We start from the raw sequence: 21,960 nt of genomic DNA, 5'->3' as shown, positions 1-21,960 counted from the left end.
TCAGGGGGCGGCAGGAGGGCATGGCGGCATTGTCGACGGATCGCGACCTGAATGTGTCACGGAAAATTTAACCCTGCGTGAGGATTCGTTGACCGGGCCGGGCGCAGCATGGCCGCATCGTCCCCGTGTCCGGAGATCGGCCATGCGTTACACACGTCGCAATGTGCTTGGAATGGGTGGCATGGCTGCCGCGGCCGGCCTGTTCGGACTGACCGCCTGCAGCGGGCCCGCCCCGGCAGCCCCCGCCGCGCCTGCGCGCCAGTTCGAGGTCATGCGCACCGATGCGCAGTGGCGCGAACAGCTCACGCCTGCCCAGTACAGCGTGTTGCGGCGGCAGAGCACCGAGCGGCCGTTCAGCAGCCCACTCAACAAGGAGCATCGGCGAGGCACCTTCAGCTGTGCCGGCTGCGCGCTGCCATTGTTCTCCTCCTCCACCAAGTTCGACAGCGGCACCGGCTGGCCCAGCTTCTGGGCGCCGCTGCACGATGCCGTCGGCGAAGACCGCGACACCACTCTGGGCATGGTCCGTGTCGAGGCGCATTGCCGGCGCTGCGGCGGTCATCTCGGCCACGTCTTCGATGACGGCCCGCGCCCCACCGGGCTGCGCTACTGCATGAACGGCGTGGCCATGACTTTCGTCGCGGCCTGAGCGCCGCACTCCCCTGCGTCATAGAAGGACCTCTCCATGCTTCTGCTCGTGCTGGCCTACCTCGGTGGCGTGCTCACCATCCTCAGCCCCTGCATCCTGCCGGTGCTGCCGTTCGTGTTCGCGCGTTCGGACCGCCCGTTCCTGCGCAGTGGCCTGCCGCTGCTGATCGGCATGGCGTTGATGTTCGCCGTGGTCGCCAGCCTGGCGGCGGTGAGCAGCCAATGGGTAGCGCAGGCCAACCAGATCGGGCGCTGGATCGCACTGGTGGTGATGGCGGTGTTCGCGCTGGCGCTGCTGTGGCCGGCGCTGGCCGACCGCCTGCTGTCGCCGTTCCAGCGGCTGGGGGCGCGGCTGAGCGCCTCGGCCGATGCGGCCAGTGACGCGGGCCGGGGGGGCGTGGGTACCTCGCTGCTGATCGGCATCGCCACCGGCCTGCTGTGGGCACCGTGCGCGGGGCCGATCCTCGGCCTGATCCTCACCGGCGCGGCGTTGCAGGGCGCCAGTGTCGGCACCAGCGGGCTGTTGCTCGCCTATGCACTGGGCGCGGCGACCTCGCTGGCGCTGGCGATCTGGATCGGCGGGCGCGTGTTCGCCGCGCTCAAGCGCCGTCTTGGCGTGGGGGAGTGGGTGCGCCGCGGGCTCGGCATCGCGGCGCTGCTGGCGGTGGTCGCCATCGCGATGGGGTGGGATACCGGCGTGCTGACCCGGCTGTCCACGGTCAGCACCGCCAAGCTGGAACAGGGCCTGCTCGATGTGCTGCCAGCACAGCAACCCGCCGCCGGTGCGGCGATGATGAGCACCGCCGGTGCCCCCGGGCAGCCGCTGCCGGTGGAAGGCACCCTGCCCTCGCTGGCCGGTGCGACCGGCTGGCTCAACAGCCCGCCGCTGGATGCGCAGGCGTTGCGCGGCAAGGTGGTACTGGTCGACTTCTGGACCTACTCCTGCATCAACTGCCTGCGCGCGATGCCCTACGTGCGTGAGTGGGCCGAGCGCTATCGCGATCACGGCCTGGTGGTGATCGGTGTGCATGCGCCGGAGTTCGCCTTCGAGCGCAATCTGGCCAATGTGCAGCGGGCGGTGAAGGACCTGAAGGTCACCTACCCGGTCGCGATCGACAACGACTTCGCCATCTGGCGCGGCTTCAACAACAAGTATTGGCCGGCGCACTACTTCATCGATGCGCAGGGCCGGATCCGCGCGCATCACTTCGGCGAGGGCAACTATGCGCAGTCCGAGCAGATCATCCGCCAGCTGCTGCGCGAGGCGGGCAACACCCTGCCCGGTGACGATGCTCCGGTAGCGATGACGCTGAACGGCGTGGCGCGCCAGGCCGACATGGACAACCTCAAATCGCCGGAGACCTACCTCGGCCATGCGCGTGCCGAGAACTTCGCCTCGCCCGGTGGCCAGCGCCAGGACCAGCCTGCCGACTACACGGTGCCTGCCACGCTTCAACACAACCAGTGGGCCTTGGCTGGACGCTGGACCGTGGGCAACGAAGACGCCCGGCTGGAGACGCGCGGCGGTCGTGTCGCGTTCCGCTTCCATGCACGTGACCTGCACCTGGTGCTGGCGCCGGGCGAGGACGGCAAGCCGGTCCGGTTCCGCGTGCGCATCGACGGTCAGGCGCCGGGCGCAGCAGCCGGTGGGGACATCTCCGCCGACGGCGACGGCCGCGTGGATGAAAACCGTCTGTATCAGCTGATCCGCCAGTCCGGCGCCGTGCAGGAGCGCACCTTCGAGATCGAGTTCCTCGATCCGGGCGTGCGCGCCTACGCCTTTACGTTTGGGTGAGGAGCCATCGCATGAAGATCGCAGTCGACAAACTCGTTGCAGGCGGCATCGCTGTCGCCATCGCGGCACTCACCGCCAGCGTGGTGCTGGGTCTGGATCGACCGGCGCTCGCCGCCGCAGCCACCACCGCCGTGGCGATGCCGCCACCCACCGGCAAGGCGGACCTGCGCCAACCCGGTGTGAAGCGGGCACAGGTGGTCTTCGCCGGTGGCTGCTTCTGGGGCGTGCAGGGCGTGTTCCAGCACATCAAGGGCGTGGACAATGCGCTCTCCGGCTACATCGGCGGCAGTGCGGCGAACGCCACCTACCCGCGCGTCGGCGGCGGTGGTACCGGCCATGCCGAGGCGGTACAGGTCACCTACGATCCGGCCCAGGTCAGCTATGGCCAGCTGATGCAGGTGTTCTTCTCGGTGGCGCATGATCCGACCCAGCTCAACCGGCAGGGCCCGGACCGCGGCACCCAGTACCGCTCGGCGGTCTATGCCGACGACGCCGCGCAGCGCGATGCCACCCGCGCCTACATCGCCCAGCTGCAGCAGGCCAGGACCTACGCCGCGCCGGTGGTGACCCAGGTCGAGGGTGGCAAGCCGTTCTTCGCCGCCGAGGGCTATCACCAGAACTACCTCACGCTGCATCCGGAATCGCTGTATATCCGGATCAACGACCTGCCCAAGGTGGCCGCGCTGAAGCAGCAGTATCCGGCGCTGTACCGCGAGCAGCCGCGCCTGGTGAGTACCTCCATTTCGGCGCGCTGATCACGCGGCGAACCAGAAGAAAAGACGCACGGCACACACCGCTCTGCCGTGCGCGAGGGAAGTCGTCACGCCCATGGTAGGCTGCGTCCCGAGGCGGATACAGATGCAGATGACTGGCATCCGCACGGTTACAGATACCCGTGGATGCAGATGCCGATGGCGACCAACCTCTACCAGTCCCTGGCCGATGAAATGGCCGACGCGATCCGCAGTGGGCGCTTGCCGGTCGGCACCCGGCTGCCGTCGCTGCGCGGCCTGGCGACACAGCGCAGCCTCAGCCTCAACACGGTGATCGCCGCGTATCGGCAGCTGGAGGATGCCGGGCTGGTGCTGCCGCGGCCCAAGGCCGGCTTCGTGGTCAGCCCGCGTCTGCCCGAACCGACGCAGTCGCTGCGGCAGGCGCCGTCTCCGCCCACCGCACCGGCACAGCAGGCGATGATGGCGCGCGTGCTGGCCGCACAGCAGCAACCGGGCATCGTCGACCTGGCCTTCGCCGGGCCGCGCGGCAAGCGCTTCTATCCCGGTGCGCAGCTGGCCCGCATCACCGCGCAGGTACTGCGCCGGGCTGCCACCACGGTGGAGACCTACGCACGTCCCAACGGTGCGGCACGGCTGTTGACGCAGATCGTGCAGCGAGGGCCACGGCTGGGGCTGCACACCACCACCGACCGGCTGGTGCTCACCCATGGCGCGATGGAAGCCCTGCAGCTGGCGCTGCGCGTGGTGACCCAACCCGGCGATGCGGTCGCGATCGAAGCGCCCTCGTATTTCAACATCTACCCGCTGCTGCGCAGCCTGGGCCTGCGCGCGATCGAGCTGCCCACCCATCCGAGGGACGGCCTCGATCTGGAGGCACTGGAAGCGCTGCTCGCCGCCGGCGGCATCGCCGCGATCATGGCCATGCCGACCGTGCACAATCCACTCGGCGGCAGCATGCCCGTGCCGAACAAGCAGCGCCTGGCCGAGCTGGTGAACCATTACCAGGTGCCGTTGATCGAAGACGCGGTCTACGCCGAACTGCAGTTCAAGGAGCCCCTGGAGCCGTTGGCCAAGAGCTTTGACCGCGATGGCTGGATCATGGTCTGCAGCGGCTTCTCCAAAACGCTCGCACCGGACTACCGCATCGGCTGGCTCGACGGTGGCCGCTTCGCTGCCGATATCCAGCTGCTGAAGTTTCATTCTTCCGGCGCCGAATCACGCCTGCTCGGGGACGCGGTTGCCGCGTTCCTGGAGGCCGGCAACTACGAGCATCATCTGCGGGGGTTGCGTCGGCTCTACAGCGACCAGGTCAGCCACGTGCGTGGCCTGATCGCGCAGCACTTCCCGCCCGGCACGTCGGCCACCCAGCCGACCGGTGGGTTCCTTCTGTGGGTGGAGCTGCCCCCCGCGATCGATGCCGGGGAGCTGTTCGAGCAGGCCTTGGCCGAGGGCGTGGTGTTCATGCCCGGCCAGGTGTACTCGCGCGGTGCCCGCTACCGGCATTGCCTGCGCCTGTCGTGCTGCCAGGAACTGGACGAGCGCTTCGCCGGCGCGATTGCCACGGTCGGCCGGCTCGCCAGCGCGCTGCAGGTGCGCGCAGGCAGCTGACGCTCAGAACACCAGCCGGTCCGCCAGGCGGGCCGGGTCCGCACCCGGCGCATACGGCAGGCGCCCCCAGCACGGCATCGGCAGCCGCGCGGTGAGCAGTGCGACGTTCTCGTCGCGGCGCGCCATGCCCGGGTCCACCTCATTGGCAATCCAGCCGATGCAGCGCGCGCCACGGGCGGCGATCGCCTCGGCGGTCAGCCGCGCATGGTTGAGGCAGCCCAGCCGCAGCCCGACCACCATCACCACCGGCAGCGCCAGCGCGTCCACCAGATCACTCTGGTCCAGCGTGGCCGACAGCGGCGCCAGCCAGCCACCGACGCCCTCGATCACCACCGTGTCCGCGCTGGCGCGCAGGCGCGCGAAGGCGGCCTCGATCGGCGCCAGCGACAGTTGCACGCCAGCCTCTGCCGCGGCGATCTCCGGGGCCAGTGGCTGCTCGAGCGCGAACGGGTTGAGGTCGTCATACGCGGGCATCGGCCTGCTGGCGGCCCGCAGGGCCGTGGCATCCTCGTTGCGCAGGCCCTCGGGCGTGCGCTCGCAGCCACTGGCGACCGGCTTCATGCCCACTGCGGTGCCGCCGTGGCGGCGCAGGGCATGCAGCAGTACACAGCTGCTGAAGGTCTTGCCGATGCCGGTGTCGGTACCGGTGACGAACAGGGCGGCAGGGCGCGGCGCAGGCAGGGACATGGAGACGACCGGGAGCGGAAACGCGCCATTATCCGCCGTCCCGGCAGCGCTGCGGCGCGGTCCGCTGCGTTCCGCCGGCCCCGGGGGCAACCAACCGCCGCGCTTGGTAGACTGCGGCCATGTTCGATACCTCCACGCTCACCGGCAGCAAGCCGGAACAGTACGGCCAGCTGCTGGCCCAGGCCCGCGCCCTGGTGCACGGCGAGCGCGACCGCATCGCCAATGCGGCCAACCTGTCGGCGCTGGTCTACCACGCCCTGCCGCACCTGAACTGGGTCGGCTTCTACTTCTTCGATGGCAAGGAGCTGGTCGTCGGCCCGTTCCAGGGCCTGCCCGCCTGCGTGCGCATTCCACTCGACAAGGGTGTATGTGGCGCCGCGGCTTCGCAGCGCGTGACCCAGCGCATCGAAGACGTCGATGCGTTCCCGGGTCACATCGCGTGCGACTCTGCCTCGCGCTCTGAACTGGTCGTGCCGCTGGTCCACAACGGTGACCTGGTCGGCGTGTTCGATCTGGACAGCCCGTCGCTGGCACGCTTCGATGCCGAGGACCAGGCCGGGCTGGAAGCCATCGCCGCGGTGTTCGTCGAGGCACTGGGATGAGTGCCGCCAAGCTGCGCAACATCGGCCCGAAGAGCGCAGCATGGCTGCGCCAGGTCGGTCTGCGTACGCCGGAAGACCTGGTGGCGGTCGGTGCGGTCGGTGCCTTCGTCAAGGTGCGCCGCGCCGGCTTCAAACCCAGCTTGAACCTGCTCTACTCACTGGAAGGTGCGCTGCAGGATTGCCACTGGCAGGAACTGCCGGAAGCGCGCCGCACCGTGCTGGTGGCCGAGTACGAAGCGATCATCGCCGACCAGCCGCTGAAGAAGGCGCCGCCTGCCTCCGGTCCGGTCTACGACCGCACCGTGGAGCATCGCGACGATGACGGCGACGAAGCGCCGCCGTTCGAGATCGACGACGACAACCGCTGATCCACGGCTACCCACGCACCGTCGGTAGCCGCGCGCCTCATACCTGCTGCAGCTCCAGCAGTTCGCCCCACAGCCGGTCGTCCTCGCGCTCCACGCGCAGGCGCAGTCGCGTGCCGTGATCGATGCGCAGCGCCCAGCACATCGCCATCGGCAGGCCGCACACCTGCGACAGCACCATCCGCAGCGGTCCGCCATGGCTGACGATCAGGGTCGGGACCGGCTCGGGCTCATCCAGCAACCGATGCAGGCCGCGCGCGATGCGGCGTTCGAAGTGGCCCCAGCTTTCGCCATGCGGCGGTGGATTGGCATGCGGGTCCAGATGGAAGGCGGACAGCGCATCCATCGGCAGCGCCTCCAGCGCGAGTCCGTCCCAGTCGCCGAAATCCAGTTCTTCCCATTCCTCATCGACCTCCACGTCCACCGCGTGGGGCAAGGCCAATGCCTCGGCGCTCAACAGCGCCCGCTGCCGCGGCGAGGACAGCACACGCTGCCAGGGCAGCCCGGCGTAACGCGCGCACAGGGCGTCGGTCGCGCCCTCGTGCAGCGCTGGATCAGTGCGGCCATCAAGATGATCGTCGCGGCCGGTACTGGCGTGGCGGATCAGATCGAGGATCATGCCCGGCCCCGTCTGCTGCCCGCTGCGGCCGGCCAGTGCGGGTCACGGGCGTCGGTGCCGGGGTGCTGCAACCACGTTGGGGTCATGGAGATCACATCGAAAAAGCGAGGCGCATTCTAACCGGTGCGCTCCATGGGCCCGGCCGATGGCTTAGACTGCGCCCACTTTCAGGTGACCCGGGGCTGCAATGCCGCCAGGTTGAAACGGGAAGCCGGTGACGCGTCAGGCCCTGTGCCACGCCGCCACTCCGGCGCTGCCCCCGCAACGGTAAGCGTGGAAACACCAGGCAACACGCCACTGTGCTCCGGCATGGGAAGGCGCCTGGCACGATGGCACCCCATCGGCCCGCGAGCCCGGAGACCGGCCTGGAAGACGACTGGTTGCGATGCGGCGGGCATGGCGGCGGCAAGCAGGCGCCTGCGCGCGCCCGCCCACCGTCGAACCTCCCTGCAGCGCGATCATCCCCACCCCTTGCCGCGCGGGCGTGCGCGGTGCATGGAGTCATCGATGAAGCTGCAAACCCGCGTTCTTTCCCTGGCCGTGCTGTCGACCCTGCCCCTGGTGGCCGCCGCACAGGACGAGGCCACCGCGCTGGACCAGGTGCTGGTCACCGCCACGCGTACCCCGATCGCCCTGCAGGACAGCATCTCCCCGGCGCAGGTGATCGACCGCGCCGAGATCGAGCGCAGCCAGGCGCCGTCGCTGCAGGACCTGCTGCGCGGCCGTGCCGGCATCAACCTCAACAACAGCGGCGGCCTGGGCAAGCAGAGCTCGCTGTTCCTGCGCGGCACCAACTCGGCCCACACCCTGATGCTGGTCGATGGCGTGCGCATCAACACCGGCGACCTCGGCCTGGCCATGATCCAGGACCTGCCGCTGGCGCAGATCGAGCGCATCGAAATCGTGCGTGGCCCGCAGTCCAGCCTGTACGGCGCCGATGCGATCGGTGGCGTGATCCAGATCTTCACCCGCCGCAACGCCGGCCAGTTCGCGCCGCACCTGCAGCTCGGCGGTGGCAGCAACGGCCTGCGCGAGGCCAGCGGTGGCTTCGGCGGCAGCGGTGAGCGTGGCTGGTTCGGCACCGACATCGCCTACCAGCACACCGATGGCATCAACGCCTGCCGTGGCTCGGTGTCGCCCTTCGCTGGCTGCGGCGCCGACGAGCCCGACCGCGATGGCTACCGCAACCTGTCCATGAGCCTGCGCGGCGGCTATGCGTTGACGGACACGTTGAGCCTGGAAGGCACCGCACTGCGCGCCGAAGGCGAGAACCATTACGACGGCTACTACAACTACTCCGAAACGCTGCAGCAGGTACTCGGCGGCAAGCTGCGCTACACGCCGGGCGAGCGCTTCAACCTGACGGTCAACGTCGGCCGCGCCGACAACGAATCGGACAACTTCAACGGGGATACCTGGCTGGGCAATGCACAGACCCACCGCGACAGTGCCTCGGTGCAGGCCGACATCGGCATCGCTGACGGCCAGCTGCTGAGCGCCGGTGTGGACTGGAGCCAGGACAACCTGGACGGCAGCAGCGCCGGCTACCTGGTCGACAGCCGCGACAACACCGGCGTGTTCGTGCAGTACCAGGGCCGTTTCGGCGCGCACCACCTGCAGGCCAGCGTGCGCAACGACGATAACGAACAGTTTGGCAACCACACCACCGGCAGCCTCGGCTGGGGCCTGGAGCTGGGCCGCGGGTTCCGCCTCAACGCCAGCTACGGCACCGCGTTCAAGGCCCCGACCTTCAGCGACCTTTACGACCCGTGGAGCGGCGTGCCGACCCTGGATCCGGAGAAATCCAAGAGCGCCAACATCGGCATCGCCCAGCAGGGTGATGGCTGGCGCTGGGGCCTGGACGTATACGAAACGCGCATCGATGACCTGATCACTTACGACGCGACCACCTTCATGATGTCGCAGGTCGAGAAAGCCCGCATCCGCGGCGCCGAGTTGACCGGTGCGATCACCGTCGCCGGGTTCGATCTCAACGCACAGCTCAGCCACACCGACCCGCGCAACCGCACCGACGGCAGCGCACAGTTCGACAACTGGCTGGCCCGCCGCGCACAGAACACCGCACGCCTGGACGTCGATCGCCGCGTGGGTGATGTCCGCGCCGGCCTCACCGTCAACGGCGCCGGCAAGCGTTACGACGATGCAGCGAACACGGTGCGCCTGGGGGGCTACGGCACCGTGGACCTGCGCCTGGAATACGCCCTGACCCGCGATTGGTCCGTACTGGGCCGGGTCAGCAACGTCTTCGACCGCGAGTACGAAACCGTCGCCTGGTACAACCAGCCTGGCCGCGAGTATCGACTGAGCGTGCGTTACCAGCCGAAATAAGCGCGCGGGGCGGCGGCACCGCCGCCGTCCCGGCCTCGGCACGTGCCGACCGTGGGTCGACATGCTCCATCATCCTCGGCAGGTGCCGACCGTTGGCCGGCACTCATTGAACCTGGTAGGTGCCGACCGTTGGTCGGCACAGGCCCGAAGGCCTTACAACGCCAACAATTCCCGCAGATCATCCACCACGGCAACCGCCTCGACGGTGTCCAGATCCAGCCCACGCGGATACCCATAGCGCACCAGCGCCACCGGCATCCCGGCATCCACGGCAGCGCGGTAATCGGTGATCGAATCACCCACCATCAAGGCGGCCTCGACGGCCACCTCGAACTGCGCGGCGATATGCCGCAACGGCGCACCACTGGGCTTGCGCTCCGGCAAGGAATCCCCACCCAGCACCAGTGCGAACACGTCCTGCAGACCGAAGTGCTGCAGCAGCGGCGCCACCAGTGCGGACGGCTTGTTGGTGCAGATCGCCAGCGTCACCGAACGGTTGCGCAAGGTAGCCAACGTTTCGGCCACGCCATCAAACAGGCGCGGGCTGCGTAACAGGCACGCCTCGTAGTGGCGCATGAAACCGGGCATTACCTCGTCCAGATCGATATCGCTGCCGGCCGCGGTAAACGCCTGCTCAACGAGCCGCCGCACGCCATCACCGATCCACGTCAACACCGTCGCCTCCGGCACGCGCGGCAACTGCCAGTCCTGCAGCGTGCGGTTGAGCGCTTCGGCGATATCGGCCGCGCTGTCCACCAGCGTGCCATCCAGATCGAACACCACCAACGGATACGGATACGACAAGACAATGCTCACTTCCACAGCAGGGAAGCGCCATTGTACGGAGGTGCGTGTGTGATGCCGATGCACGCCCGGGTAGAGCCGACCGTTGGTCGGCTGCACGCGCCCGCTGCGGTTGCGGGTGCACGGCGTGCTGATGCGCGGTTGCCGGATCAAGTGCAGCCGACCAACGGTCGGCTCTACCGGGGCCGCGTTTACAGCTGCGCCAGGAACGCCGGGCTGGCAAAGCGTTCCACCAGGAAATCCAGGAAGCTGCGCATGATCGTCGGCAGCTGCCGGCGTGAGGCGTACACCGCGTACAGGCCCAGCAGTTCGACTTCATGGTCCGGCAGTACGGCGACCAGTTCCCCCGCGTGCAGCAGCGGTGCGATCTGATACATCGGCAGCATCGCGATGCCCGCACCGGCACGCACCGCTTCCAGCAGCAACGACGCTTCGTTTGCACTGATGTTGCCCCCCACCGCCACCGCGATCTTCCGTCCGTCGCGTTGCAGATGCCACACGCTCTTGCCAACGTAGTGGTGCGTCAGGCAGTTGTGCGCGGCCAGTGCGTCGGCCGTGGTCGGCGTACCGCGCTCTGCGAGGTACGACGGCGCCGCGCACAGCACCGAGCGGCACTGCCCCAGCGGACGCGCGATCAGGCTCGGGTCGATCGCGCGCGAGATGCGCACGGCGATGTCCACGCGCTCCTCCACCAGGTTGACCACCCGATCCACCAGCAGCAGTTCAACGCGTGTGAGCGGATGCCGTTTGACGAACTCGGCCACCGCCGCCGCCAGATGGTTCTGCCCGAAGGACACGCTCGCGGTGACCCGCAGCAGGCCATGCGGCTCGGGATTGTCCGTGGCCAGCTCCCCGCGCAGCTCATCGCCGATCGCCAGCATCTGCCGGAAGCGCAGCAGCGCCGCTTCTCCCGGCCCCGTCAGGCTGATCCGGCGCGTGGTCCGGTGCAGCAGACGCGCCCCCAGCCAGCGCTCCACCTCGGCCAGATAGCGCGTCACCATCGCCCGCGACATCTCCAGCGCCTCGGCCGCAGCGGTCAGGCTGCCACGCTCGGCCACCTCGACGAACACGTTCATGGCAGTCATCCGGTCCATTTGATCGATCCGTGCAACAAATTAGGCCGTTATACGCGGTTTTTCGCTCGATTCCAGAGGCATACGCTGGCCTTCCTTCCTCAACGGACGTCCCCCATGAAAATCGCTCTCGTTGGTGCCACCGGCAACATCGGCCGTGAAATCACCCGCCAGGCCCTCGCCCGCGGCCACCAGGTCACCGCCATCGTCCGCCGTGAGACTGACCTCCCGGCGGAACTGGACGGCGCGCAGCTGGCCGTGGCCGCGCTGGACGACATCGATGCCCTGGCCGCTGTGATCGCCGGCCATGACGTCCTGGCCAGCGCCTTCGGCCCGCGCCCGGGCGATGCCCCCACCACGGTGACCACCACCAGTGCCGCCCTGGTCGCCGCGGCGCGCCAGGCCGGCGTTCCCCGCTTCGTCATGGTCGGTGGCGCCGGCAGCCTGGAAGTCGCCCCCGGTGTGCAGCTGGTGGACACCGAGGGCTTCCCGGACGCCTATAAGCCGGTCGCCCTGGCCGCCCGCGAGACGCTCAAGCAGCTCCGCGCCGTCGACGACCTCGACTGGACGTTCTACTCCCCCGCCGCCGAAATCGGCCCGGGCCCGCAGCGCGGCGGCTTCCGCACCCAGGCGAAGAACTTCCTGGTCGGCGATGACGGCCACAGCCGGATCAGCTACGCCGACTACGCCGACGCCTTCGTCAGCGAAATCGAAACCCCGCAATACGTGCGGCAGATCGCCACGGTTGCGTACTGACCAGGCCGCCGATCTGGACGCAGCCGACCAACGGTCGGCTCTACCGGCCCCGGTGTCATGTCGGGGCCGTCCCGCCCCGGTGTGATGCCGGGGCCGCGCTGCACAGGACTTCTTGAAATGCAGAACGTTTCCCGCACGACCCTGGCCCTGGCGTTGACGCTCGGTACCGCGCTCGCCATGAGCCCACCGGCCATCAGCCACGCCGCTGCGGCCACCGCCGAAGCCCACGCGCTGCAGGTGCAGCCCTACCACCCCGGTGACAAGGCGCTGTTTTCGGTCGCGTCCACCCTGATCACCGGCCGCCACGACGCCATCCTGGTCGACGCCCAGTTCGCCGCCACCGATGCCGCGCAACTCGTCCAGCGCATCCGCGATTCCGGCAAACGGCTGACCACGATCTACATCAGCCACGGCGACCCCGACTACTACTTCGGCCTGGCCACGCTGCAGGACGCCTTCCCCGACGCCCGCATCCTCGCCACCCCCTCCACCGTCGCCCACATCAATGCCACCCAGGCCGCCAAACTCGCCTACTGGGGCCCGCAGATGGGCGCAGCCAAGCCCAGCCGCATCGTCATCCCCACCCCCCTGGACGGCGACACCCTCACCCTCGAAGGCCAACCGATCAAGATCATCGGCCTCACCGGCCCCACCCCGGACCGCACCGTCCTGTGGATTCCCACCCTCCACACCGTCCTAGGCGGCATCCCCATCGTCGCCGGCGAACACGTCTGGATGGCCGACACCCAAAGCGCCCAATCGCACGCCCACTGGCTGCAGAGACTGGCCACGATCAAAACCCTGAACCCCGCCCGCGTCATCCCCGGCCACTACGCAGCCGATGCCGCCTTGGACATCAGCGCAGTGGATTTCACCGCCGACTACATCCGCGCCTTCGACGAAGAAACCGCACGCAGCAAAGACGCCAACGCACTGATTGCCGCGATGAAGAAACGCTATCCGAATCTGGCGGGCGAGAGTTCACTGGAACTGAGCGCGAAGGTCGCCAAGGGTGAAATGCGGTGGCCGTAACGACGCATCCGTAGAAACCAGACGTCATTCGCGAATCTCGAAACGCACGACGCGTTTCCCCTCTGCGCACCGACCCAGTGTCGGGGGGACGACGCGGGTGGGGTATCGGGACCGTGTGTTGCCATGGATGGCAACACACGAGCTTACAGGGACGTACTTGCAGCGGGTCCCGATACCCCACCCGCGTCGTCCCAAACCCTAATAACCCGGACCCCAGCGCCTCAGCCTTTGCCGTTGCCGTTGCCGTTGCCGTCACCGCAAACAGAAAAACCGTCAGCCATCACCCAGGTGATCAAACAACCCCGGCTGGCGCACCACCTCCCGCTCCCGGAAGCCCCCCAACCCCACCCCCACCAACCGATACCGCGTCTCCAACGGCAACTCCACCCGCGCCCGCAGCCCCAACGCAATATCGCGCAGTTCCTCCAACGAATCCGGCGGCGACTCCGGCGTAAAACTCCGCGTAATGATCCGGAACTGCGACGTCTTCAACTTCAACACCACCGTATGTCCCACCCGGTCCGTCTTGCGCGTCGCCAGCCAGGTCTTCTCCGCCAACTGCACGATCGCCGGCGCCAGATCCTCCAACAACAGATCCTCGGCGAACGTATCCTCCGACGAAATCGACTGCACCGGCTGATCCGGTTCCACCGGGCGCTCATCCACGCCGCGCGCCCGATTGAACAACCGTCCCCCGAACGTCCCGAACCGCGCCTCCAGTTCCTCCAGCGGCAGCGCACGCAGATCACCCACCGTCGCCACCCCCAGCTCGGCCAGCTTCGCCGCCATCACCTTGCCCACGCCCGGCACACGACTCACCGGCAGCGGCGTCAGAAACTGCTCGATACGATGCGGCGGCACCACGAACTGCCCATCCGGCTTGCGCCAATCCGAGGCGATCTTCGCCAGGAACTTGTTCGGCGCGATCCCCGCCGAGGCGGTCAGCTGCGTCTCTTCGCGGATCTGCGCGCGGATGATCTGCGCGATCTCCGTCGCCACCGTCATCCCGCCTTTGTGCTCGGTCACATCCAGATACGCCTCATCCAGCGACAACGGCTCCACCAGATCCGTATGCCGCAGGAAAATCTCGCGTACCTGGCGTGACACCGCCTTGTAGCGGGCGAAATCCGGCGGCACGAACACCGCCTCCGGACACAGCCGCTCCGCGCGCAGCGCAGGCATCGCCGAACGCACGCCAAACACACGCGCCTCGTACGAGGCTGCGCACACCACCGAACGCATGCCCCGCCACGCCACCACCACCGGTTTGCCCCGCAACGAAGGGTCGTCACGCTGCTCCACGGACGCGTAAAACGCATCCATGTCGACGTGAATGATCTTGCGGGGGCGGGACACGGGCGTTGGCACTCGGATTCAGATGAACAAGATTACAGCCACACGCCGCAGTATGGTTGTTGGATAACAACAACATGCGTTTTTGAACCTGAAAACACTACGGCGGCGTACGGTTAAAACGTTTGATTGAATCACTTTTTCTCATGCACTCTTGAGCACTTGCTTCATGCAAGAGCAGTCGACCTGTGGTCGGCTCACCCCGATGACAACTTCCTCAGGATTGCGTTTTCCATGACTCGTCTCAACGCGTTCTCGCGCGACCAGCTGCTGGCCAGCGCCCGCGGTGAACTGTTCGGCCCGGGCAGCGGCCGCCTGCCCAATGATCCGATGCTGATGTTCGATCGCATCACCGATATCCGCGAGGACGGCGGTCCCCATGGCAAAGGCATGGTACGCGCGGAACTGGATATCCGCCCTGACCTGTGGTTCTTCGACTGCCACTTCCTCGGCGACCCGGTCATGCCCGGTTGCCTTGGCCTGGATGCCATGTGGCAGCTGACCGGCTTCTTCCTGACCTGGATCGGTGCGCCCGGCCGTGGCCGTGCCCTGGGCTGCGGCGAAGTCAAGTTCACCGGCCAGGTACTGCCGAGCGCCAAGCGCGTCACCTACGAAATCGATATCTCGCGCGTCATCAACCGCAAGCTGGTGATGGCACAGTCCGACGCCCGCATGCTGGTGGACGGTCGCGAAATCTACTCTGCCAAAGACCTGCGTGTAGGTCTGTTCACTTCCACTGAGAACTTCTGATGCGTCGCGTCGTCATTACCGGAATGGGCATCACTTCGTGCCTGGGCAACGATCTGGACACCGTGTCCTCCGCACTGCGTGAAGGCCGCGCCGGCATCCGCCACCTGCCCGATCATGCCGAAGCCGGCCTGCGCAGCCATGTCGGCGGCAACATCGAGCTCGACCTGGATGCGCAGATCGACCGCAAGGTGAAGCGCTTCATGAGCGATGCCTCGGCGTATGCATACATCGCCATGCGCGACGCGATCGCCGATGCCGGCCTGGACGAGGCGCAGGTCGCCAACCCGCGGACCGGCCTGATCGCCGGCTCCGGCGGCGGCTCCAGCCAGTGGCAGGTCGAATCGGCCGACATCCTGCGCGCCCGTGGCGTGCGCAAGGTCGGCCCGTACATGGTGCCGCGCACGATGTGCTCCACCGTGTCGGCCTGCCTGGCCACCGCGTTCCAGATCAAGGGCCTGAGCTACTCGCTGTCAGCCGCCTGCGCCACCTCCGCGCATTGCATCGGCGCCGCTGCGGATCTGATCCGTCATGGCGCGCAGGACGTGATGTTCGCCGGTGGCGGTGAAGACCTGCACTGGTCGATGAGCGTAATGTTCGATGCGATGGGCGCCCTGTCGACCCGCTTCAACGACACGCCGGCCTCGGCCTCGCGCCCGTACGACAAGGACCGCGACGGCTTCGTCATCGCCGGCGGCGGCGGCATGCTGGTACTGGAAGACTACGACCACGCCGTGGCCCGTGGCGCACGCATCTATGCCGAGCTGGTCGGTTACGGCGTCACCTCCGACGGTGCCGACATGGTCGCCCCGTCCGGTGAAGGCGCGGTGCGCTGCATGAACATGGCGATGGAGCACATCACCGCCCCGATCGACTACCTCAACACGCATGGCACCTCGACCCCGCTGGGCGACGTCACCGAGTTGAAGGCCGTGCGCGAAGTGTTCGGCGAGAGCATCCCGCCGCTGTCCTCGACCAAGGCGCTGTCGGGCCACTCGCTGGGTGCGGCAAGCGTGCATGAAGCGATCTACTGCCTGCTGATGATGCGCGATGGCTTCATCGCCGGTTCGGCCAACATCGGCGAGCTGGACCCGCTGGTGGAAGGCTTCCCGATCGTGCGCGAGACGCAGCCGGCACAGCTGAACACCGTGATGTCCAACAGCTTCGGCTTTGGCGGCACGAATGCGGCGCTGGTGTTCAGCCGCCTCTGACGGCAGCCTGTGTCCGCATGAAAAAGCCCGGCCATGTGCCGGGCTTTTTCGTGGTCCAGACGGGCAACGCCGTTGGTTACCGGGCGCCGGTCACCGGCAGCAGCGGCACCAACAACTGCCGTGCATCCAGCAGCGAATCCACGATGCGATGCCCCAGCGCACGCAGTTCCTCATCCGGATGCACCAGGTCCGGCACCTGGATCGCCGTCATGCCCGCCCCCACTGCCGCGCGGATACCGGCCGGGGAGTCTTCCAGCGCCAGGCAGCGCGCCGGGTCCTTGCCCAGCTTCTGCGCGGCCAGCAGGTAGATGTCCGGGGCAGGCTTGGGATGCGACACATCGCTGCTGGTCACCACCACCTCGAAGAACGGCAGCAGCCCGGCCGCCGCCAGCTTGCGCGAGGCACGCGGCTGGCGGGTGGAGGTCGCCACCGCACGCGGAACGCCGTGATCGTGCAGCAGCTGCAGGATATCCAGGATGCCGGGGCGCAGCGGCAGCCCCTGCTGCGTGCGCGCTTCGTACAGGTCGTGGCAGCGCGCGAACAGCGCGGCGACCTGCTCGGCATTCACCGTCTGCAGCAGCAGGCGTTCGCAATCGCGGTCGCCCAGGCCCACCATGCGCAGCCAGAACCCCTCCGGGAAGGGCAGTGCCAGTTCCTGCGCGGCCTGCGACCAGCACGCGATGGAGACGCGCTCGCTGTCGATCATCAGGCCGTCCATGTCGAAGATGACGGCGTCGGGCAGGAACGGCAGCGCGGCGAAGGCCGTCATGGGACGTTGAACAGCGTCTCGAGATCGGCCGCATCCAGCATGCGCCACTCACCTTCAGGCAGCTCGCCCAGCGAGAGCCCACCGATGCGGCTGCGGTGCAGCGCCTCGACATGGTTGCCAACGGCCGCGAACATCCGGCGGGCCTGGTGGTAACGGCCCTCGTGCAGGACCAGCTGCGCCTGGCGCGGACCGTTCACGTGCAGCTCGGCCGGCAGCAGCGGCTTGTCGTCCGATTCCAACAGCAGGCCGCCGCTGGCGAAACGCGCGGTTTCATCGCCGCGCAGATCTTCGGCCAGGGTGACCTCGTAGGCCTTGTCCAGGCGCGACTTCGGCGACACGATCCGGTGCAGCAGCGCGCCGTCGTCGGTCATCAGCAGCATGCCGCTGGTGTCGCGGTCCAGGCGGCCCACCGAGGACAGCACAGGCGCGCGGTCGCGGTAACGCGGCGGCAGCAGGTCGTAGATCAGCCGGCCCTTGTCCTTGGTCGAACAGGTGTAGCCGCGCGGCTTGTGCAGCAGCAGGGTCAGCCCCTGCGGCGGGTCCAGCGGCTCGCCCTCGACCCGGATCGCCTCATGCGCGACCGCGTCATCGGCGTACAGCACCTCGCCCTCGGCATCGGTGATCAGGCCGGCGCGGAACATCCCCTGCACCTGCTTGCGGCTGCCATAGCCCAGGTTGGCCAACAGCTTGACCAGCTTCATGCGCGGCCTCCGCGGCCCCACTTCGGCTCGGTGCTGCGCGGCGTGCGGACCGGCGTGGCGCTCTTGCTGGCCTTGGTCGCTTCGATCAGCTTGAAGCCATCGCGCTCGGCAGCCACGCGGACCTGGCCGAAGCTCTCATTGAGGATCTGCTCGTACGGCAGGTGGCGGTTGGCCACCAGCCACATCCGGCCGCCCGGGCGCAGCGCCTGCGCGGCCACGGCGATGAAGCGCTGGCCGATGTCGGGGCGATCCGCGCGCGACGGGGTGTGGAACGGCGGGTTGGTCACGATGAAGTCGTACTCGCCCTCGATCCCGGCGGTGACGTCCTGCCAGTGATAGGCCAGCGCCGCCGGCTTGCCGAGCGCGGCGAGGTTCTCGCGGGCCAGCGCCAGCGCGCGGCCTTCGGCCTCGTACAGGTCCAGCGCGGTCACGTTCGGGCAGCGCGCCAGCACTTCGGCCGAGAGATAGCCGAAGCCGGCGCCCAGATCGGCGCCACGCCCAGCCAGATCGGCCGGCAGCTGCTCGACCAGCAGCGCGGAAGCCGGGTCGATGCGGTCCCAGGCGAAGATGCCCGGGCGGCTCTGGAAGCGGCCGCCAAGGATCGCGCGCGGCGCGTCCAGGGTGGCCCAGCGCTGCGCGAGCGCAGCGTCGTGCTGGCCGTTGAGCGGCGCCGTCCAGTAGGCACGGCAGTGGTTCTTGGTCAGCTTGCCGCCGAGGCCGGCCAACTGCTGCAGGTCGCCTTCGCCGGAGCGCGCGCCTTCGTTGTTGTGCTGGCAGGCCACCACGATGCCACCCGGGGCGGTCAGGGCCAGCGCACGGGCGAACAGGGCCTTGGCTTCCTCGCGCTGGCGCGGCGGCAGCACCAGCACCACGGCGTAGCGGGTGGCATCGCCGGCCAGCTGCTGCTCGTCACGCACGGTCCAGCCACTGGCTTCCAGGGCGTCGGCGAACGGGCGGAAGCTCTGCTCGCAGACCAGCTGCGCCGGCTGGGCATGCTCCCGCAGCGGTGCGCCATCGCGGGCGCGCAGGAACAGCACGGGGCCGGCCGGCCAGGACAGTGCGCCACTGGCGAAGGGCAGGAACAGGGTTTCCAGGGGAGCGTCGTGCTGGGCAGCCATGCGGGGGCACATCTTGAAAAGAGGCCGCCATTCTACCGGTTCGCCCCGCCCCACCCGGATTTGCGTTTATTCAACGTCCTGTTGATGCCCTGACAACATCCAAACCGGCAGGGTGGAGCCTCACTTCCCGTGGAGATGGCTCATGCGTGCATTGTTCGTCGGTGGCGTAGTCGACAACAGCGAGATGGACATGGAGGGCAGCCAGCCACCGGTGCATTACCCCGAAGACACCGGCGGCGGCCATTCCCGCTACCGCCTGCACCAGGTCGGCAAGACCGCCGATGGCAGCGTGGCCTACGCGGTCTATGGCGCCCCGGACCTGGCCGATGACGAGGTGGCCCGGATCGCCGATGAACGGGCCTACGCGCGCCGCTTCGAGGCCGAGCCCAGCGAATTCACCCACTGAGCCCCGCCCACCCGCGCCTGCCCGCCGCGATCACTCGCGGTAGGGCAGCTGCCGGATGGCCTTGATCTGGTCCAGCCACACCACGTGCTGCTGGACCGGGGTATCCAGATCGTCCAACCGCAGCTGGCCATTGCTGCCTTCGTTCTCTTCGGCGTCGCGGTATTGCTGCAGCGTCGGCTGCACCGCGACGGTGCCCAGCAGGCGGCTGCCATCCTCAAGCGTGAGTTCGACCTGGGTCTGGCCGTGCAGCTGTGGCAGCAGGGCCTCCAGCGCCGCGATGGCGGCCGGATCGGTATGGATGCGGGGGGCGTAGCGGGACATGGCAACTCCTGTGGCGTACGCCCCAGTGTGCCCGCGGCGGCGTCAACACGCCGCCAACGCAGGACTCAGCGCGTACCGCCCAGGACACCGCGTACAGCGGCTACCAGCTGCGCCACCGAATACGGCTTGGCCACATGCTCCTGGAAGCCCGACGCCAACGCACGCTTGCGGTCGTCCGCACGTGCCAGCGCCGTCACCGCGACCGCAGGCAGTGCCTCCGGCTCGACGCCCATGTTGTCGCGCAGGGTGCGCACCAGCCCGTAACCGTCCATCCCGGGCATGCCGATATCGGTCAGCAGCGCATCGATGTCGTCATGGCCTTTCTCGTTGAGCAGTGCCAGCGCTTCGCCGGCCGAGGACGCCGTGGTGACCGAGGCGCCCTGCTCTTCCAGCAGCCGCCGGAGATACTCCAGTACTTCGGGCTGATCTTCCACAGCCAACAGGTGCAGGCCTTTGAGTGGGTACGGCTCGATGATCTGCTCGGTGATCGGGCCGCTGAACACTTCGCGCAGCGGACGACCGTCGGCCTGCGGCTGATAGCGCGGCAGGCGCACGTTGAAGGTGGCCCCGTGGCCATGGCCGTCGCTGCTGGCTGCCACCGCACCGCCATGCAGCTCCACCAGCTGCTGCACGATCGCCAGGCCCAGGCCCAGGCCGCCATGCCGGCGCGTGGTCGTCCCGTCCGCCTGGCGGAACCGGCTGAACAGATGACGCAGGAACTCCGGCGCGATGCCGTCGCCGGAATCGGTGACGCTGATCGACCAGTGCCCGCCGTCCGCGGCCAGGGTCAGCACCACGCGCCCCTCGGCCGGGGTGAATTTGATCGCGTTGGAAAGCAGGTTCCACAGCACCTGCTGCAGGCGGGTGGCATCGCCGAGCACCAGACAGGGCTCGTCGGGCATCACCAGCTCCATCGACAACGCTTTGCCTTCGGCGACCAGCTCCTGCGCGCGCATCGCCTCTTCCAGCTGCGCACGCAGATCCAGCATTTCCACTTCCAGCTGCACTTTGCCCAGCAGCATGCTGCTGAGGTCCAGCATGTCCGAGATCAACCGCTTCTGCGCCATCGCACTGTTGGCGATCACGCCCAGGCCCTTGTACATCGGGCTGGTGTTGTCGATTCGCTGCAGCAGCAGTTCGCTCCAGCCCAGGATGGTGGTCAGCGGGGTACGCAGCTCGTGCGAGAGCGTGGCCAGGAATTCATCCTTCAGCCGCGCCATGTTCTCGGCCGCGCTGCGCGCCGCACGTTCGGACTGCAGCAGTTCCTCGCGCGCCATTTCGATCTCGCGGCGCTCGGTCACATCCGGACTGCTGCCCGCCAGACCGATGAAACGGCCCATGCGCGAGAAGCGCGGCCGGGCGTTCATTTCCAGCCAGCGCCATTGGCCATCAGCGCGACGGCCGCGCACCAGTGCATGCATGGAGCGCTGCGATTTCAGCGCCTCCTGCAGTTCGTAATCGAACACCGAAGCATCATCGGGATGCACCAGGCCACGCCAGACATCATCCGGCACGCGCTGCTCATCGCCTCCAAAAAACTCGCTGAAGGCACTGTTGACGAAGCGCGAATGGCCGCGCTCATCCAGCACCCAGACCGGCATCGGCAGGCCATCGGCCAGCGCGCTGAAGCGCGCCTCGCTTTCGGCCAGCTCCACCTCGATGTGCTTGCGGTTGGTGATGTCGAAGAACACCACGGCCACCAGAGGCTCGTCCGGCTCGCCCACGCTGACCGCTTCCACCGAGTACCACCGGTTCAGCGCGCGCGCTTCCATCTCGAACTGCCGTGCCTGCCCGCTACGCGCCACCTCGCCATAGGTGCGGTACCAGTCGGATTCATGGCCGGGTTGCAGGCTGCTCATCCGCTGTCCGCAGACGTTGCTCAGCCCGGTATTGCGTGAAAACGCCTCGTTGACCTCGACAAACCGGTAGTCCACACCCACCCCGGCATCGTCGAAGATCACTTCGATGATGCAGAACCCCGCATTCAGGCGTTCAAGTACCGTGCGATACAGGGCCGGATCCGGCGATGAAGCCAGGAAGGAGGCGCGTTCCAACGTCGAGGTGGGCAGGCTGGGCAAGGGCGTCAATGAGGCAACTGGCGAAACAGAGGAGGACAGGATCGGCCAACGCGCGTATTCGCAGCGTCAAGCGCCGGGGGTCGGGGGCGGCCTGGGTGAATTGGCGCCAACCGCAGTGCCGGAGCATACACGCGTGGATTGTCCCTCACCCGGATCAGGATCACACTGGGTGCCTGATCCCCCT

General features: G+C 67.9%; 22 protein-coding genes and 1 riboswitch. Of the genes, 12 read left to right on the top strand and 10 right to left on the bottom strand.

Annotated elements, in window-relative coordinates; genetic code table 11:
* Positions 1-142: 142 nt before the first annotated feature.
* The 4 genes from msrB (at position 143) to ABE422_RS12345 (ending at position 4,785) form a co-directional block, all read left to right on the top strand.
* Complete coding sequence (gene msrB / locus ABE422_RS12360; RefSeq protein WP_346483075.1) at positions 143-649, top strand: peptide-methionine (R)-S-oxide reductase MsrB; 507 nt, start codon at positions 143-145, stop codon at positions 647-649.
* Positions 650-685: 36 nt separating this feature from the next.
* A complete protein-coding gene (locus tag ABE422_RS12355) occupies positions 686-2,443 on the top strand; it encodes a cytochrome c biogenesis protein DipZ (RefSeq protein ID WP_346483074.1) in 1,758 nt (585 codons plus the stop codon).
* An 11-nt stretch (positions 2,444-2,454) separates the two neighbouring features.
* Positions 2,455-3,198 carry a peptide-methionine (S)-S-oxide reductase MsrA gene (gene msrA, locus ABE422_RS12350; protein WP_070471649.1) on the top strand — a complete coding sequence of 248 codons (744 nt, stop codon included), beginning with the start codon at positions 2,455-2,457 and terminating at the stop codon, positions 3,196-3,198.
* A gap of 156 nt (positions 3,199-3,354) precedes the next feature.
* Complete coding sequence (locus ABE422_RS12345; RefSeq protein WP_313212097.1) at positions 3,355-4,785, top strand: PLP-dependent aminotransferase family protein; 1,431 nt, start codon at positions 3,355-3,357, stop codon at positions 4,783-4,785.
* A gap of 3 nt (positions 4,786-4,788) precedes the next feature.
* Here the strand turns inward: ABE422_RS12345 and bioD are convergent, their stop codons facing one another.
* Positions 4,789-5,472 (bottom strand): dethiobiotin synthase, encoded by a 684-nt coding sequence (gene bioD, locus ABE422_RS12340; protein WP_346483073.1) that lies wholly within the window; start codon positions 5,470-5,472, stop codon positions 4,789-4,791.
* 119 nt (positions 5,473-5,591) lie between these two features.
* Here bioD and ABE422_RS12335 point away from each other — a divergent pair, with 119 nt between their 5' ends.
* Positions 5,592-6,074, top strand: coding sequence for a GAF domain-containing protein (locus tag ABE422_RS12335; RefSeq protein WP_088432024.1), 483 nt, complete (start codon positions 5,592-5,594; stop codon positions 6,072-6,074).
* Positions 6,071-6,442: a TfoX/Sxy family protein gene (locus ABE422_RS12330; protein ID WP_313212100.1), complete on the top strand. Its 372-nt coding sequence runs from the start codon at positions 6,071-6,073 to the stop codon at positions 6,440-6,442. Before ABE422_RS12335 ends, ABE422_RS12330 begins: the two co-directional genes overlap by 4 nt.
* Before the next feature lie 37 nt (positions 6,443-6,479).
* Here ABE422_RS12330 and ABE422_RS12325 read toward each other — a convergent pair whose 3' ends face one another.
* Positions 6,480-7,058 (bottom strand): histidine phosphatase family protein, encoded by a 579-nt coding sequence (locus ABE422_RS12325; RefSeq protein WP_313220055.1) that lies wholly within the window; start codon positions 7,056-7,058, stop codon positions 6,480-6,482.
* A gap of 152 nt (positions 7,059-7,210) precedes the next feature.
* A riboswitch (cobalamin riboswitch) is annotated at positions 7,211-7,442 on the top strand.
* 123 nt (positions 7,443-7,565) lie between these two features.
* Between ABE422_RS12325 and btuB the strand changes: the two genes are divergently transcribed.
* Positions 7,566-9,407 carry a TonB-dependent vitamin B12 receptor gene (gene btuB / locus ABE422_RS12320; RefSeq protein ID WP_346483072.1) on the top strand — a complete coding sequence of 614 codons (1,842 nt, stop codon included), beginning with the start codon at positions 7,566-7,568 and terminating at the stop codon, positions 9,405-9,407.
* A gap of 153 nt (positions 9,408-9,560) precedes the next feature.
* Here btuB and gph read toward each other — a convergent pair whose 3' ends face one another.
* Complete coding sequence (gene gph, locus ABE422_RS12315) at positions 9,561-10,211, bottom strand: phosphoglycolate phosphatase (RefSeq protein WP_346483093.1); 651 nt, start codon at positions 10,209-10,211, stop codon at positions 9,561-9,563.
* Positions 10,212-10,402: 191 nt separating this feature from the next.
* Positions 10,403-11,305 (bottom strand): LysR family transcriptional regulator, encoded by a 903-nt coding sequence (locus ABE422_RS12310; RefSeq protein ID WP_346483071.1) that lies wholly within the window; start codon positions 11,303-11,305, stop codon positions 10,403-10,405.
* Between the two features lie 96 nt (positions 11,306-11,401).
* Here ABE422_RS12310 and ABE422_RS12305 point away from each other — a divergent pair, with 96 nt between their 5' ends.
* Both ABE422_RS12305 and ABE422_RS12300 read left to right on the top strand, forming a co-directional pair.
* Positions 11,402-12,040: an NAD(P)H-binding protein gene (locus ABE422_RS12305; protein ID WP_346483070.1), complete on the top strand. Its 639-nt coding sequence runs from the start codon at positions 11,402-11,404 to the stop codon at positions 12,038-12,040.
* Between the two features lie 117 nt (positions 12,041-12,157).
* Positions 12,158-13,072, top strand: a complete 915-nt coding sequence (locus ABE422_RS12300) for an MBL fold metallo-hydrolase (protein WP_346483069.1) — start codon at positions 12,158-12,160, stop codon at positions 13,070-13,072.
* A 273-nt stretch (positions 13,073-13,345) separates the two neighbouring features.
* Here ABE422_RS12300 and dinB read toward each other — a convergent pair whose 3' ends face one another.
* Entirely contained in the window at positions 13,346-14,428 is a 1,083-nt protein-coding gene (gene dinB, locus ABE422_RS12295; protein ID WP_346481385.1) for a DNA polymerase IV, read from the bottom strand.
* A 231-nt stretch (positions 14,429-14,659) separates the two neighbouring features.
* On the opposite strand from dinB, the gene fabA reads away from it, so the two are divergent.
* Both fabA and fabB read left to right on the top strand, forming a co-directional pair.
* A complete protein-coding gene (gene fabA, locus ABE422_RS12290; protein ID WP_070471641.1) occupies positions 14,660-15,175 on the top strand; it encodes a 3-hydroxyacyl-[acyl-carrier-protein] dehydratase FabA in 516 nt (171 codons plus the stop codon).
* The gene (gene fabB, locus ABE422_RS12285) at positions 15,175-16,383 is read left to right on the top strand and encodes a beta-ketoacyl-ACP synthase I (protein ID WP_282263386.1); all 1,209 of its coding nucleotides are present in this window, start codon (positions 15,175-15,177) and stop codon (positions 16,381-16,383) included. Before fabA ends, fabB begins: the two co-directional genes overlap by 1 nt.
* A gap of 76 nt (positions 16,384-16,459) precedes the next feature.
* Here the strand turns inward: fabB and ABE422_RS12280 are convergent, their stop codons facing one another.
* From ABE422_RS12280 to ABE422_RS12270, 3 genes are read right to left on the bottom strand one after another with little or no spacing between them, the layout of a single operon-like run.
* Entirely contained in the window at positions 16,460-17,152 is a 693-nt protein-coding gene (locus ABE422_RS12280) for an HAD family phosphatase (protein WP_346483068.1), read from the bottom strand.
* A complete protein-coding gene (locus ABE422_RS12275) occupies positions 17,149-17,853 on the bottom strand; it encodes a pseudouridine synthase (protein WP_123731283.1) in 705 nt (234 codons plus the stop codon). Before ABE422_RS12275 ends, ABE422_RS12280 begins: the two co-directional genes overlap by 4 nt.
* The gene (locus ABE422_RS12270; protein WP_152153033.1) at positions 17,850-18,971 is read right to left on the bottom strand and encodes a class I SAM-dependent methyltransferase; all 1,122 of its coding nucleotides are present in this window, start codon (positions 18,969-18,971) and stop codon (positions 17,850-17,852) included. The genes ABE422_RS12275 and ABE422_RS12270 overlap by 4 nt, the downstream gene beginning before the upstream one ends.
* Positions 18,972-19,113: 142 nt before the next feature.
* On the opposite strand from ABE422_RS12270, the gene ABE422_RS12265 reads away from it, so the two are divergent.
* A complete protein-coding gene (locus tag ABE422_RS12265; protein WP_313211772.1) occupies positions 19,114-19,377 on the top strand; it encodes a hypothetical protein in 264 nt (87 codons plus the stop codon).
* Positions 19,378-19,407: 30 nt separating this feature from the next.
* On the opposite strand, the gene ABE422_RS12260 is transcribed toward ABE422_RS12265, so the two are convergent.
* On the bottom strand, positions 19,408-19,698 hold the full coding sequence (locus ABE422_RS12260; RefSeq protein WP_313211770.1) for a DUF3247 family protein: 291 nt from the start codon (positions 19,696-19,698) through the stop codon (positions 19,408-19,410).
* Between the two features lie 65 nt (positions 19,699-19,763).
* Positions 19,764-21,776: an ATP-binding protein gene (locus ABE422_RS12255; RefSeq protein ID WP_313220062.1), complete on the bottom strand. Its 2,013-nt coding sequence runs from the start codon at positions 21,774-21,776 to the stop codon at positions 19,764-19,766.
* Positions 21,777-21,960: the final 184 nt, after the last annotated feature.

The sequence above is a fragment of the Stenotrophomonas sp. TWI1151 genome (genome assembly GCF_039673135.1).
Classification (GTDB): domain Bacteria; phylum Pseudomonadota; class Gammaproteobacteria; order Xanthomonadales; family Xanthomonadaceae; genus Stenotrophomonas.
This window is presented reverse-complemented; position numbering and strand designations above follow the sequence as displayed.

Bases quoted from the DNA above. Each gene is read 5' to 3' on its own strand.
- msrB (WP_346483075.1), top strand. From the start codon at position 143: ATGCGTTACACACGTCGCAATGTGCTTGGAATGGGTGGCATGGCTGCC.
- ABE422_RS12355 (WP_346483074.1), top strand. From the start codon at position 686: ATGCTTCTGCTCGTGCTGGCCTACCTCGGTGGCGTGCTCACCATCCTC.
- msrA (WP_070471649.1), top strand. From the start codon at position 2,455: ATGAAGATCGCAGTCGACAAACTCGTTGCAGGCGGCATCGCTGTCGCC.
- ABE422_RS12345 (WP_313212097.1), top strand. From the start codon at position 3,355: ATGGCGACCAACCTCTACCAGTCCCTGGCCGATGAAATGGCCGACGCG.
- bioD (WP_346483073.1), bottom strand. From the start codon at position 5,472: ATGTCCCTGCCTGCGCCGCGCCCTGCCGCCCTGTTCGTCACCGGTACC.
- ABE422_RS12335 (WP_088432024.1), top strand. From the start codon at position 5,592: ATGTTCGATACCTCCACGCTCACCGGCAGCAAGCCGGAACAGTACGGC.
- ABE422_RS12330 (WP_313212100.1), top strand. From the start codon at position 6,071: ATGAGTGCCGCCAAGCTGCGCAACATCGGCCCGAAGAGCGCAGCATGG.
- ABE422_RS12325 (WP_313220055.1), bottom strand. From the start codon at position 7,058: ATGATCCTCGATCTGATCCGCCACGCCAGTACCGGCCGCGACGATCAT.
- btuB (WP_346483072.1), top strand. From the start codon at position 7,566: ATGAAGCTGCAAACCCGCGTTCTTTCCCTGGCCGTGCTGTCGACCCTG.
- ABE422_RS12310 (WP_346483071.1), bottom strand. From the start codon at position 11,305: ATGGACCGGATGACTGCCATGAACGTGTTCGTCGAGGTGGCCGAGCGT.
- ABE422_RS12305 (WP_346483070.1), top strand. From the start codon at position 11,402: ATGAAAATCGCTCTCGTTGGTGCCACCGGCAACATCGGCCGTGAAATC.
- ABE422_RS12300 (WP_346483069.1), top strand. From the start codon at position 12,158: ATGCAGAACGTTTCCCGCACGACCCTGGCCCTGGCGTTGACGCTCGGT.
- fabA (WP_070471641.1), top strand. From the start codon at position 14,660: ATGACTCGTCTCAACGCGTTCTCGCGCGACCAGCTGCTGGCCAGCGCC.
- fabB (WP_282263386.1), top strand. From the start codon at position 15,175: ATGCGTCGCGTCGTCATTACCGGAATGGGCATCACTTCGTGCCTGGGC.
- ABE422_RS12280 (WP_346483068.1), bottom strand. From the start codon at position 17,152: ATGACGGCCTTCGCCGCGCTGCCGTTCCTGCCCGACGCCGTCATCTTC.
- ABE422_RS12275 (WP_123731283.1), bottom strand. From the start codon at position 17,853: ATGAAGCTGGTCAAGCTGTTGGCCAACCTGGGCTATGGCAGCCGCAAG.
- ABE422_RS12270 (WP_152153033.1), bottom strand. From the start codon at position 18,971: ATGGCTGCCCAGCACGACGCTCCCCTGGAAACCCTGTTCCTGCCCTTC.
- ABE422_RS12265 (WP_313211772.1), top strand. From the start codon at position 19,114: ATGCGTGCATTGTTCGTCGGTGGCGTAGTCGACAACAGCGAGATGGAC.
- ABE422_RS12260 (WP_313211770.1), bottom strand. From the start codon at position 19,698: ATGTCCCGCTACGCCCCCCGCATCCATACCGATCCGGCCGCCATCGCG.